Here is a 12,399-nt window from a genome sequence, read left to right as displayed (position 1 = left end):
ATTAAAATCCTTTCGGCTCAAATTTAATATGTTTAACACCTGACTCTATAGCAGATGCTACTCTTAAAACATTATATTCGTCTAATTGCTTACCTATAACTTGCATACCAAGCGGTAGCCCTCTGTTTGATAAGCCTGCCGGTACTGAAACACAAGGCAGCCCTGCCAAACTTGCAGGAATGGTAAATAGATCATTTAAATACATAATAGTTGGATCATTTTGTTTTTCACCGATTCTAAATGCTTCTGTTGGAGCAGATGGCAGTAAAATAGCATCTACTTTTGCAAAAGCATTATTAAAATCATCAGCAACAAGCCTACGCACTTTTTGTGCTTTTAAATAATATGCATCCATAAAGCTAGAAGAAAGTACATATGTCCCGATCATGATACGGCGTTTTACTTCATCACCAAAACCGGACGATCTCGTTATTTCATACATCTCGTCTAGGCTCATATTTTCTTTCTCTACTCTAAGCCCGTATCTTACGCCGTCATATCTAGATAAGTTTGAAGAGGCTTCAGCAGGTGCTATAACATAATAAACAGCAACGCCATATTTAGCATGCGGCAGAGAAATATCGATTATTTCAGCACCGGCATTTTTAAGCAGCTCTATAGTAGAGTGCCACATCTTCATAATATCAGGTTCGATAATTCCGCCCTCTCCAAGACTTAGAGGTACGCCTATTTTCATGCCTTTTATAGAACTTCCGATAGCAGGTTGTAATTGCGGTACTTCTGCCTTAATAGAAGTAGAATCTCTTTCGTCAAAACCCATCATTGCTTCAAGCATAATAGTGCTATCTAAAACGCTTCTAGTAAATATACCAGCTTGATCAAGAGAGCTTGCAAACGATACCATACCATATCTTGAGCAGCGTCCATATGTAGGCTTGAACCCAACTAAACCGGTAAAGCTTGCTGGCTGACGCACCGAACCGCCTGTATCACTACCAAGAACAGCGGTAGCCATAAAGCCGCTTACTGCCGCAGCTGATCCGCCCGAGGAACCACCTGGAACTAAATCGGCATTATCGTCGTTTGCTTTCAATGGGCTAATTACATTACCAAAACAGCTAGTAATATTTGCTGATCCCATAGCGAACTCGTCCATATTAGTTTTGCCGAGCATCACGCCGCCTTTATTAAAAATATTCTGCGTAACACCTGACTCGTAATTAGGAATAAACTCTCTTAATATATTAGAACAAGCAGTGGTTCTAATCCCTTTTGTACAAAAAAGATCTTTAGCAGCGAAAGGTATTCCCTCAAGAGTTCTCGGCTGATTCTTGGCATAATTTTGATCAGCTGCTTCTGCTTGCTTTAAAGCTAAATCAAAAGTCTCTGTAACATAAGCATTTAGGTTTTTATGTTTTTCTATTTGCTTAATATGAGCATTAACTAATTCTTTGCTGGTAAATTCTTTATTTTTTAAGCCTTTTAGGCTATCTGCTACACTTAACTTATTTAATTCCGTCATATTATTCAACAACCTTTGGAGTAATAAAATATTTCACTTCTTTAGCAAGCTGCCGGCTAGCACCTTGAACATTATCAAATAATTCATTTGAATGGTCTTTGCTTGTAACTTCATCAGGTCGCATTCTTGCTTGCATATCACAAACAGAAGTTAAAGGCTTAACATCGGTGCAATCTATTTCATTTAGAATATCGATCATATCCATTATAGAGCTAAGCCTGCTAGAGAATTCCTCTACCTTATCTTCCTCAAATTTAAGCCTTGCAAGCTTTGCTATTTTTTTTACTTCTTCTTTTGTAATCATAATTTATTTTGTTTTCTTATATTTTAGTCTCTAATTCTCATTTAATAATTAGGGTAGGCGAAGATCAACTTCAAAAAGAGCAAGGAATCCACAAGTGCAAGGAACGGAACGTAGATAAACTACGTGAGTACCGCAGTACTTGTAGGATGACGTAGCCAATTTTTGAAGTTCATCGGACTACACAGTCATTATTTCTTGCTCTTTCTGCTTTATCGCCGAATCAACTTTGCTACTATATTCATCAGTTAGTTTTTGTACCTGTTCTGCTAAACTATGATGTTCATCTTTTGCTATAATATTATCTTTTTCCATTTTTTTAAGTTCTTCATTGCCGTCTCTTCTAATATTACGCAATGAAATTTTAGTATCTTCACCATATTTATGAGCAAGTTTTGCAAGTTCTTTACGTCTTTCTTCCGTTAAAGCTGGTATAGGTAGTCTAATTAATTGCCCATCTGATGATAGAGTTAAACCAAGATTTGCTACTGTAATTGCTTTTTCTACTGATGATACTATAGATTTATCCCAGACCTGCACGTTAATTGTTCGTGCATCTGGAGTTGTCAGAGAGGCAACTTGTGAGAGTGGCATTCTATCGCCATAAGCTTCTACAGTTACGCTATCAAGTAAATTAACTGAAGCTCTACCAGTACGAAGCCCTTTAAGCTCATGATCTAAAACTTTTAAAGCCTTATCCATTTTTTCTTGTAAATTTTTCTTAAGAGTTACTTTATCCATAATTTTTCATCCATATGTTATTATATAAGTTGTGGTATTATCGTCATTGCGAGGATATGCATAGTAGAGGGCGGAGGCAGTCTCGGGACGCTTGATAAGATTGCCGCGTCGCTTCGCTCCTCGCAATGACGTTTTCCAGTTAATTCTTACGAGCAATATACTACTCTTCGATTGTAGTATATTCCCCTTGATCTTGAACTACCTTAGCAATGTTACCTTTTTCTTTTATTGAAAATACCCTTATAGGTAGCTTATTTTCTCTTGCAACTGCTATAGCTGCTAAATCCATAACTTGCAGGTTGTTAGTTATAACATTTTTATAGTTAATAGTGAAATATTTTTTAGCATTCGGATTTTTTTTCGGATCAGAATCATATACCCCATCAACTTGCGTTGCTTTTAGCAAAACATCGCAATTCATTTCTATTGCACGTAGTACTGCTGCACTATCGGTTGTACAAAACGGATTACCAGTGCCACCGGCAAAAATTACTACTCGACCTTTTTCCATATGTCTTTTAGCTCTGCGACGAATATATGGCTCGCATACGCTCATCATTGGAATAGCCGATAGAACTCTTGTATAGATGTCTAGGCTTTCCATAACATTTTGCAGTGTTAAAGCATTAATAACAGTTGCGAGCATACCTATATAATCGGCTGATGCTCGATCCATACCAACTAATGCTGCATTAATCCCGCGATAAATATTTCCGCCGCCAACTACGATGGCAACTTCTACTCCTAAATCAATAAGTTCTTTAATGTCTCCAGCAATCTTTTTTATTGTGTCATATTCATGACCAAATTGCTTATCACCCATTAAAGCTTCACCTGAAACTTTCAACAAAACCCGTTTATATTTTAAATTTGATGTCATATCCTCAAAATTCTTTTAATTTTTTTAATCATTTTACCATTGTGTAAATCATCAATCGATGATTTATCGAGTGCATGCACTAATAACATATTATTATTTATATCTAATGTCACTGTACCAGGGGTTAAAGTAATTGAGTTACTATATATTATTTCACCGATATCTTTTAATCCTTCTGCATCAACCCATTCAAAAACTGGTTCTACAACTATATTTCTTTGCCAAATTATTTTAATAACTGAAAAAGCTGACTTGCATATTTCCCAAAATAACCAAGGAAAATATAATATAATTGAAATTTTAGTGGGCATTGGTGTTTCCTGATAGCTTGATATTTGAAGTGAAAGGAATTAGCAGCATTATAAGTATAAATAATAACGCTATCATATTAAATATATTATTTATTGCAATTACAAATGCATCCGTATTTATTTTATTAGCCAATAATAAATATGAGGCTTTTTCTGGATTAAATACTTTTCCGCTTAATAATGCGGTGTATGAATCTAATTGCTCCATTGCCATTATAGAAGTGGAGGGGATGTTTTCCGATAGATATTGCATAAAAATTTTAGTATCATTAGTTAGTATAGTACTAATTACTGCTAGTCCTACCGCTCCTCCAAGGTTACGAGTGAGGTTATAAAGACCGCTTGCATTCCCTACTTTTTCCCTTGGCATATTACCAAGAGCAATATTATTAGTTGGTATGAAGCAAAACATTAAAGAAAGCCCTCTGACAAATTGCGGTAATACAAATTCGGCAAATTTAGAATCAGGTGTTAGAAAGCTATTTAAATGACATCCAAGTGCAAAGCCTCCAAGCCCTATAATCAGCATTAGCCGTAAATCTACGCCCGCTCCTAGCATTCTTCCAGCTAGTGGTGCTGATAAAAATTGTGCTATTCCCGTTACCATCATAGTAGCACCGATCTGCAACGTATCATAACCTGCTATGGTAAATAAGAATAATGGTAATATATATACTGCTCCATATAATCCTATACCCATAACAAAAGAGTAGAGACAGCCAAACGTAAAATCTTTATAGAGAAATGTTTTTAAATCTAAAATCGGGTTTATAAAAGTTAATTCTCTGATTATTAGCAAAATAAATCCTAAAGCTACCGCAATACTTAAAAATAATATTAAATTATCCTCCAGCCAGCCTTTTTTATTACCTTCTTCTAAAACATATTGTAGTAAACCAAGAGTCAAGACCATAATTGCTATACCAAGGAAATCAAAATTTTTCAATAAGTTATAATTTGGTTTATCAAAATGCCCATATAAAAAAACTACGCTACATACAAAAATACCAGGTATAACATTCAACAAAAACATAAAATGCCATGATAAAATTTCTGTAATATATCCTCCAAGTGTTGGACCTAAAGTTGGTGCTACTGTTACAACAAGCCCAATTAATATAGTAATTTTAGGGCGTTGTGATGGTGGAAAAATTATAAAAACAGTACTAAAAACTGTTGGTATCATAGCACCGCCAAAAAATCCTTGTAACGCTCTAAAGATAATCATTGATTCAATATTCGTTGCAAGTGAGCATAATACGCTCATAATCGTAAAGCCAAGAGCTGCAACAAAGTAAGAAATTCTAGTGGAAAGTAATCTTGCTAAGAATCCCGTAATCGGAATTATGATAACTTCAGCTATTAAATAAGATGTTTGAACCCAAGAAAGCTCATCACTTGAAGCCGCAAGTCCTGCTGCTATTACGGATAGTGAGCTTGCAACAATTTGGATGTCAAGCACTGACATAAACATACCAACAACCATACCAAAAAAAGCAAATAATTGTTGCTTAGAAAGAGGAGGGGTAGCTTGAGAATTATCGTTTGACATAATTAAATAATATAGTTTAACTAAATTATATTATAAATTATCATTAACGCATAAGGAATTTTCAAAAATTTACTTTAAAAATTAAATTAACTAGTGACATGATAATATACTGCGGATACTTCAAAAGTATATATTGATTTAGATTTCTTTTGATTCTATTAATGGAACTTCTATCCATACACCATCATCAAAATCATCTTCATCATCCCACTCATCAGTAAAATTTCTATCTATAAGAAATGTATTAAATATTTCGGTTGTTTCATTTACTTGTCTAAAAATATTTTTTAAATTTACGTCTATATTTTTTCCAACCCCAAGAAAATTTTTTCTTATAAAATTCACAAAAATATTCTCCTTATTATCTATATTTAGGTGCCTTTAAAGTAAGAGCTTAAATTACTAAGGCATAAAAAAATAGTAAGTAATTAAGTTGAGATGAATTTTGATGTATAGATATTCTGTTTTTCTATATTCTCGTAACAAAATGCAATATATTGATACCTAGAGTATATTTAGGTATGATTATCTTCTTGCCTTTTTTAAAAGACATATGATATGTTCTAACAACATTATTTTAGTTAAAATAATGATACTAGCTTTTACTTATTAAATTTATAGCTAGTTTAAAACTTATCTAAATTGATTATAGTTTAGCAATAATGTTTCTCAATTACATACATGTAATTATAATAACCACTTTTAAAATAAAATATCAACTATAATATTTCTTTAGTTTTAATTTGTTATAAAAATACAACTATAATTTGAAACTCATGTCAGATACAGTATTGCAAAAGAATTTATATAAATTCATAAAGGAACGTAATATTCAAATTACAGAACTTGAGAGAAAGGCAGAGCTAAAGAAAAATAGTGTTTATAACATTATTAAAGGTATATCTAGAAAACCTTCCGCAGAGATTCTACAAACAATAGCTGATACTTTAGGTGTTTCAATTAAGGATTTATATAATCCTAATATTAAAGTTAATGATTACCTTGGTCAATATTATTATATCTTATTTCAAAAAATCTTGCCTGAGATAATAAAAACAATAAAAAAATTAAATCTAGTAGTTTCTGAAACAGAATTTTCTTAAACCTTAAATGAAGTATTTAATTACTACCGTCCTACACCTGATGAATCTATTGATAATAAAATTATTGAATGGATATTACATCAGCGTGTCCAAGAAAAATATTCAATATGATATTTAGTTTTTATTGTTTAAATATTTAGTGAAATCTAATATCTTCCCTGTATTTAAATTAGAGTTATTTAATGGAGGATACACTATTTCTATTAAGTGTGAGCCATCATGCGAGAAGATATTATATTTAAATTTATGTTCATTTAACGATTTAAATATCTTGTAACAATTTAAAATAAAAAGATCTGTATATTCTTCTATTATAATATCAGATAATTTAATCATTTTCTTTTCATCTAATGAAAAACAATCGTTAGTAATAGTAATTTTATCTTGGTTAAAATCTATCTTAATTATTTGAGGAATATTGCTTTGCCTATCTATAAATTTTACCAAATTAAATACCAAGCTAAATATTAATTGATAAAAAACTTCAAGAGAACAGTTAATTTCAATCTCTTTTATATTGTTAGTAGTTCTAATACCAATTTTAGCAAAATAAGGAGCGAAATATCCTTGTAATAGCTTGATTAAATTTTCAATATTAATTTTAGTAAGGGATAAATCAGTTAAGTTTATAGGAAAAAGTTGATTCTTAAATGGAAAATCATTTGGATTGTATGTATCTCCTAATTCTTGTTTTAAATATATTTCTGTTAATTTTTTTATAAAGAGCTTTCTTAATTCATGATCGGCTTTATTATTATTTATCAATGCTGTATTTATTTCAGTTTCTTCATATATTTCTTGATGTAAAATTCTAAAATTCTGTTGTATGGTATTGTATATTTTAAAATATATAGAGACTAATATTGAAAGAGTTAAAAATGAGCTGATACTATAAATTAACATATTTCTTCGTAATAAATATGCTCCATCTAAATAAAATTGTGAGTCTTTCTTAATACCCAATTTTAAATTTAAAATACCATTTGCTTCTACAAGTTTACTTTCAGTTAAATATTGATCTATATTTATTCTTTCGGAAAAGATATCATGATTATTTAAGCTTAATTTATAAATTATAAAAGGAGGAAATATTTTATTTATGATTTCTTTTAAGTTGTGTAAATTAAATATGTATTCTTCTTTTTTATTTCTTACTCTTATAGAATTGGCACTTACTGTAATTAAATTCACAGTAGTTTTAGATTTAGGAATAACTTCAAAACCTTTAAATAAGAAGAATTCTTTATTTGGTATGGAGCTATTAAGAGCATTTTCTAGATCTTGTGTAAGTAAGCTTGATATACTACTCGCATAAGCTTTGAGTAATTCCTTATATTCTTTTTTTTGATAATATATTAAACAATAATAAACTGAAATATTAAAAATAAGAAAAATCAAAAATGCTATAATACAAGAAACTATCTTAATAATAGTATGTTTCACTAAATACCTTTATCTATTTTAGAGTAGTGTTGTTGCGAGCGGCTAAAAAGAACGGGGCAATTTATAAAAAACGCTTGATATCATTAGCTCACTTGTTGTAGCGGTCTCTTTTAGGATTGTCCGCATGGATCATTTTCTTACCCTGTGGCTTGGGAACTAGGTCCAGCTGAAAAATACTAATATTATTAGTATTTTTATTATTTTTCTGGATGCCTTAGGTACAAGAAATTAGATGACTACCTTAGGGTGCTTTTCGATCCACACGGGCAATGCCCTCTATATTAGGATGCAGCTTATGGCACAAGATACCATAAATAGATAACATATTATAGTTGACTGGATTGTCACACTCATTTCGTTTGTCAAGCTCAGGAAAATTAGGTATCCATGCCACAATGTTGTTATGGTATGACGCAGTTGTTCTACTAATCCACACAATAGAGCCATAGTTAGAAATGAGAAATCTACCTTTTCAACAAAGCCGACTAAATCCTTTAATGATAAAGGAAAAACCGAAATCATATAATAATGCATCCATTTTAGGGAAAAATTTTATAGTTTTTCTATCAAAAGTCAATTTTTAAATATAAATTTGTATAAAAAAGTTTAATTACATGCTTTATTTTGCTACTATTATGATATTAATATAATAAAAACAAAACTTCGTCATCTACTTTTCATTTATTAGGATTATATTATTATTCTTGTGCAGGGATTGTTTCGTGGATCAAAAAACGCCCTAAGGTAGTCATCTAGTTGCTTGTACCTAAGGCATCCAGAAAAACAACTTTTAATATTAATAATTTTAGTATTTTAAGCTGGATTCTGCGATCAAGTCGCAGGATGACACAGGAAAAATTGATCTACGCAACAAAGCCATTTGTACAATTATCTAAATAGTCGGCATTACTAACTAAGTATACCTTTAATACTTCAAGATTTGGTAAATACTCAGATAGAACTTCAAAAATTGGTGACAATGTTCTATAAGTACGCAGGTAGCCACGTATTAAGTAACTGCTGCCGCTCCTCGTCTTATGAACCGATTACTCTTTTTGAAGCTGATCTTCGTATAAGCCAAATTTCGGGATTCGTCTGTGCTCACGTAGTTTATCTACTGCTTGTGCAGACTCACCGCTTGTTTGACTTACCAACTTTTGAAGTATTCGCGGTATATAGATATCGTCATAAGCTACACGACTGTAAGGAGCGTGGCAATCTAGGGAAAATAATAAAAATGCTATGCATTTTACTAGATTGCTTCGTCAAAACTTATAGTTTTTCCTCGCAATGACGATTCTATATTTAGTTAGTAATACCAAATAGTTTAATTATTTAAATTATGGCAATTGAGCTTTAGTATTTCTATACTTTTTGGATGCTGCTCTCCGAATTTTTTTATTTGATGATCACGAAAGTTTTTATAGAAAGATCTAAGAGGTACATGGCAGCTTGCTTTAGCAGCGTTTAAGTACATAATACTTATCTCGTCTACATTTTTCATATTTTCTCCATAGTTATTCCAATATATATTTTCTGCTGTGCTATAAGCTTCTACTGCTTCATCATTTTTATTAAGGCTAGCTAGTGCATTACCTTCAGCAACAAATGCTTTAGCCAAGCTTGTATCCGGTGATGTAATAATTTCCTTATTAGGTCTATTTGTATCGCTAATAAAAATTGTTTTAGCTTTTTCTGCATATTCTAGTGCTTCTTTAGCATTTCCAAGACCAAGTTTTGCTTTTGAAATTTGAGTAAAAACACGCCCAAATATTAGATGATTTTCTTTCTTAACTAACTTATTCATATCATATATTTGTTGTGCTTGAGAATAAGCTTCTTCATATTTACCAAGGTTATTTAATATATCTGCTTTAATAAGATATATATTGCTTAGAAATACATCTTGAGGATTTATTCCATTCTCTACAGCTGTATTTATAGTATTATTAATTTGTTCTAGTGCGTCATCATATTTACCTTGCATGGCGAACAATCTAGCTCTTGCAGAATATAAAGTTATAATATCGGCTTTATCAACCAACCCACCGTTAAACATATCCTCCATAATTTGAATATTATTTTTTGCTTCTTCAAGCTGACCGAGTTCAATATATGCCAGTGCCAAAGTATAATTTATATTACATCGGTAAGAATTATATCCTTGAATATCCTCATAAACTTTTTTAGCTCTTATATCATATTCAATTGATTTATGATGGTTTCCAAGATGCCTATAATATCCACCTATAAGACTTAAATATGAGGCATAATCGCATTTTTGATCATTATCCATTTTTGATAATTTAAAATTACCTTTACTATCATTTTCATTAAACCAATCTACTAATTTTTGAGCACTATATAAATCTAAAGAATTTATATATTGTGTTATCAAATTTATTTTTAGTCCTAAAATTACATTTATGGGTATATCATATTTTTCTGCATTTTTTGTGATTATATCTATGTTACCTAATACTGTTTTAGCGTTTCTAAAAATACGTGCCTTTACCACGCTTGAAGGTACAGAACTTATATAGTTAGTAACGACCTGGTCAATAGATTCTTTATTGTTAGTATATCCATTAATTTTTAGTATTTTCTCAGCTATGACATCATGCATTTCAAATGTGGGATTATCTTCATTTGGCTCAATATTAGTGATTAAAGCAAATTTGGAAATATTATAAATGTCGTCATCTAAATGATCCTTATCCGAAGTGATACAATTTAAAAATTCTTTTGAAAAACTTTGATTGTTAATTAAAGCTATTTCATTTAGTAATTTTCGAGCAGAAGGGCTTAACACTTTAATAGCAAGTCTAATATTTAGCTCAATTTTATCATTAGCTCCTTGTATTTGCTTCTTATATTCATTTAAACTTAAACCCTGTACCTGATTTAATATTTGTGATCCTTAAACCATAAGAATTGGATATCCTTTAAATTCTTGGGCTAAAAATTCTATCGATTCCGGGTTATTACTTTCTAAAATATTTTCTACAAGCATTTTAGATTCTTTTTCCTCAAAAGCAGTAATTTTTACGATATTTGGTAATAATTCACTGTCCTGTGAACAAAATATAATATTGCCATTATGTTCCCAATTAATAAAATCTGCTATTTTTTTATTCTCGCCTACTTTTAAATTATCAAACACTAATAACCATTTATCTTTACTAGCTAGATAAGTCATTAATTCCTTTCTTACCATACTAATATTATCTGAAATGATTGCAGAATTTGCTTGAGCATTAATAACTTTAGCAAGCTTCATTAACTGTCCATCAATATCTAAATTACAATCTATAAACCAAATAAGATCATAATCAGCCTTATTATCATAAGCGTACATCCTAGCAACCTGAGTTTTACCCATACCACTCACACCTAATATGCCCGATTGTTTATATTTGATTAAGTTACTTTTGATCTTTTTTATTTGTAATGTATGATCTATAAAATAGCTAACAGGTGTAACAAGATTAGATATTTGTTCTCTTGCGAATATATTCTTACTCATTAAGAGTATGATAGTCAGTAATATATATTTTTTCATAATCTTTGCTAATTCTAATTTTTAGATGTAAATATTTAGGGTTTTTTCGATCAAAAGTCAATAAAATTTTATTACGATACAAAATTAATGCTGCAACTTTTAATTTTCAACTAGATTATCTTGACTAAATCATAATAACATGCTCTTATTTCAAGTATAATCAAACTAAATAATAAAATTAATTTGATTTATTAAGAAAAATTTATTATACTATTAATTTTTATTAACATATTCATTGATCAAGATGGAAAATCCAACACAAAAATTTATATCTTTTTCAGAACATAAAGCTGATATAGAGCGTATAAAACAAGCAATAGAAGAAGGCTGGGCAATAGTAAAACTAGTGCCTAATAAGGGACGTTTCATTGGTCTTTTGGAAAAAATTTCACATGCAGAAGATGATGAAACCGTATATATCCCGCCGAGAAAAAAAATATTAGTTAATTAATATTTTTTCTATTGAAGTTTATATTATCATTTCCTTTTATTCTTTTCTTTTAAAAAGAGTATAAAATTGCTATTTTAAAAGAAAAGAACTACATAATGCCATCATTTGAACAAACAAAAATCTTACCTTATAAACCTCAGGAATTATTTAATTTAGTTTGGGATATAAAATCTTATCCTAAATTTCTACCTTGGTGTGTAGCTAGCAGAGTTATTTCAGAAAATAGTGAAGAAATCGTCGCAGATCTTGTGATTCAGTTAAAAGGTTTTTCAGAAAGTTATCGTTCTCATGTTACTAATAAAATAATAGATGATAAAGAATATTTCATTAATACCTTGGCTATTTCGGGTCCTTTTAAGTATTTAAACAGTACTTGACAATTTACTTCTCATCCTATAGGGACTGAGCTAAAATTTTTTATTGATTTCGAAATGAAGTCTAGAATGCTTGAGAAATTAGTTGGTAGCTATTTTATTAAAATAACCGAAAAAACGATTATAGCTTTTGAGGAAAGGGCGAGAGGAATTATTAAGTAAGGTAAAGAAACTTTAATTTTACCTTACTTAATTGAT

Annotated in this window: 12 protein-coding genes and 1 pseudogene; 3 read left to right on the top strand and 10 right to left on the bottom strand. The window is 30.5% G+C overall.

What is annotated here, in order from left to right; all coding sequences use genetic code 11:
- Position 1 precedes the first annotated feature (1 nt).
- The 7 genes from gatA to AAHF54_RS05950 all read right to left on the bottom strand — a co-directional run bounded on the left by gatA (position 2) and on the right by AAHF54_RS05950 (position 5,613).
- Positions 2-1,483, bottom strand: coding sequence for an Asp-tRNA(Asn)/Glu-tRNA(Gln) amidotransferase subunit GatA (gatA, locus tag AAHF54_RS05980; protein ID WP_341788359.1), 1,482 nt, complete (start codon positions 1,481-1,483; stop codon positions 2-4).
- 1 nt (position 1,484) lies between these two features.
- Positions 1,485-1,787, bottom strand: coding sequence for an Asp-tRNA(Asn)/Glu-tRNA(Gln) amidotransferase subunit GatC (gene gatC, locus AAHF54_RS05975; RefSeq protein ID WP_341788358.1), 303 nt, complete (start codon positions 1,785-1,787; stop codon positions 1,485-1,487).
- Positions 1,788-1,964: 177 nt separating this feature from the next.
- Positions 1,965-2,525: a ribosome recycling factor gene (frr, locus tag AAHF54_RS05970; RefSeq protein ID WP_342169934.1), complete on the bottom strand. Its 561-nt coding sequence runs from the start codon at positions 2,523-2,525 to the stop codon at positions 1,965-1,967.
- 160 nt (positions 2,526-2,685) lie between these two features.
- Positions 2,686-3,405: a UMP kinase gene (pyrH, locus tag AAHF54_RS05965; RefSeq protein WP_341788356.1), complete on the bottom strand. Its 720-nt coding sequence runs from the start codon at positions 3,403-3,405 to the stop codon at positions 2,686-2,688.
- The gene (locus AAHF54_RS05960; RefSeq protein WP_341788355.1) at positions 3,402-3,716 is read right to left on the bottom strand and encodes a monovalent cation/H+ antiporter subunit E; all 315 of its coding nucleotides are present in this window, start codon (positions 3,714-3,716) and stop codon (positions 3,402-3,404) included. The genes pyrH and AAHF54_RS05960 overlap by 4 nt, the downstream gene beginning before the upstream one ends.
- The gene (locus tag AAHF54_RS05955; protein ID WP_342169933.1) at positions 3,706-5,268 is read right to left on the bottom strand and encodes a DHA2 family efflux MFS transporter permease subunit; all 1,563 of its coding nucleotides are present in this window, start codon (positions 5,266-5,268) and stop codon (positions 3,706-3,708) included. Before AAHF54_RS05955 ends, AAHF54_RS05960 begins: the two co-directional genes overlap by 11 nt.
- A gap of 138 nt (positions 5,269-5,406) precedes the next feature.
- Positions 5,407-5,613: a hypothetical protein gene (locus AAHF54_RS05950; protein WP_341788353.1), complete on the bottom strand. Its 207-nt coding sequence runs from the start codon at positions 5,611-5,613 to the stop codon at positions 5,407-5,409.
- Between the two features lie 431 nt (positions 5,614-6,044).
- On the opposite strand from AAHF54_RS05950, the gene AAHF54_RS05945 reads away from it, so the two are divergent.
- Entirely contained in the window at positions 6,045-6,371 is a 327-nt protein-coding gene (locus tag AAHF54_RS05945) for a helix-turn-helix transcriptional regulator (RefSeq protein ID WP_342169932.1), read from the top strand.
- Between the two features lie 114 nt (positions 6,372-6,485).
- On the opposite strand, the gene AAHF54_RS05940 is transcribed toward AAHF54_RS05945, so the two are convergent.
- The 3 genes from AAHF54_RS05940 to AAHF54_RS05930 form a co-directional block, all read right to left on the bottom strand.
- Positions 6,486-7,814 (bottom strand): hypothetical protein, encoded by a 1,329-nt coding sequence (locus tag AAHF54_RS05940; RefSeq protein WP_342169931.1) that lies wholly within the window; start codon positions 7,812-7,814, stop codon positions 6,486-6,488.
- A 1,327-nt stretch (positions 7,815-9,141) separates the two neighbouring features.
- Positions 9,142-10,626, bottom strand: a complete 1,485-nt coding sequence (locus tag AAHF54_RS05935; protein WP_341788350.1) for a tetratricopeptide repeat protein — start codon at positions 10,624-10,626, stop codon at positions 9,142-9,144.
- Between the two features lie 108 nt (positions 10,627-10,734).
- A complete protein-coding gene (locus AAHF54_RS05930; RefSeq protein ID WP_341788349.1) occupies positions 10,735-11,376 on the bottom strand; it encodes a hypothetical protein in 642 nt (213 codons plus the stop codon).
- A gap of 244 nt (positions 11,377-11,620) precedes the next feature.
- On the opposite strand from AAHF54_RS05930, the gene AAHF54_RS05925 reads away from it, so the two are divergent.
- Positions 11,621-11,827 (top strand): DUF2674 domain-containing protein, encoded by a 207-nt coding sequence (locus tag AAHF54_RS05925; protein ID WP_011477782.1) that lies wholly within the window; start codon positions 11,621-11,623, stop codon positions 11,825-11,827.
- A gap of 95 nt (positions 11,828-11,922) precedes the next feature.
- Positions 11,923-12,363: pseudogene (locus AAHF54_RS05920) on the top strand (type II toxin-antitoxin system RatA family toxin).
- Positions 12,364-12,399 lie beyond the last annotated feature (36 nt).

Source organism: Rickettsia endosymbiont of Seladonia tumulorum (assembly GCF_964030815.1).
GTDB lineage: Bacteria > Pseudomonadota > Alphaproteobacteria > Rickettsiales > Rickettsiaceae > Rickettsia.
This window is presented reverse-complemented; position numbering and strand designations above follow the sequence as displayed.

What these genes read in the sequence shown, in the direction of transcription:
- gatA (WP_341788359.1), bottom strand. Translation starts at nt 1,483, where the DNA reads ATGACGGAATTAAATAAGTTAAGTGTAGCAGATAGCCTAAAAGGCTTA.
- gatC (WP_341788358.1), bottom strand. Translation starts at nt 1,787, where the DNA reads ATGATTACAAAAGAAGAAGTAAAAAAAATAGCAAAGCTTGCAAGGCTT.
- frr (WP_342169934.1), bottom strand. Translation starts at nt 2,525, where the DNA reads ATGGATAAAGTAACTCTTAAGAAAAATTTACAAGAAAAAATGGATAAG.
- pyrH (WP_341788356.1), bottom strand. Translation starts at nt 3,405, where the DNA reads ATGACATCAAATTTAAAATATAAACGGGTTTTGTTGAAAGTTTCAGGT.
- AAHF54_RS05960 (WP_341788355.1), bottom strand. Translation starts at nt 3,716, where the DNA reads ATGCCCACTAAAATTTCAATTATATTATATTTTCCTTGGTTATTTTGG.
- AAHF54_RS05955 (WP_342169933.1), bottom strand. Translation starts at nt 5,268, where the DNA reads ATGTCAAACGATAATTCTCAAGCTACCCCTCCTCTTTCTAAGCAACAA.
- AAHF54_RS05945 (WP_342169932.1), top strand. Translation starts at nt 6,045, where the DNA reads ATGTCAGATACAGTATTGCAAAAGAATTTATATAAATTCATAAAGGAA.
- AAHF54_RS05930 (WP_341788349.1), bottom strand. Translation starts at nt 11,376, where the DNA reads ATGAAAAAATATATATTACTGACTATCATACTCTTAATGAGTAAGAAT.
- AAHF54_RS05925 (WP_011477782.1), top strand. Translation starts at nt 11,621, where the DNA reads ATGGAAAATCCAACACAAAAATTTATATCTTTTTCAGAACATAAAGCT.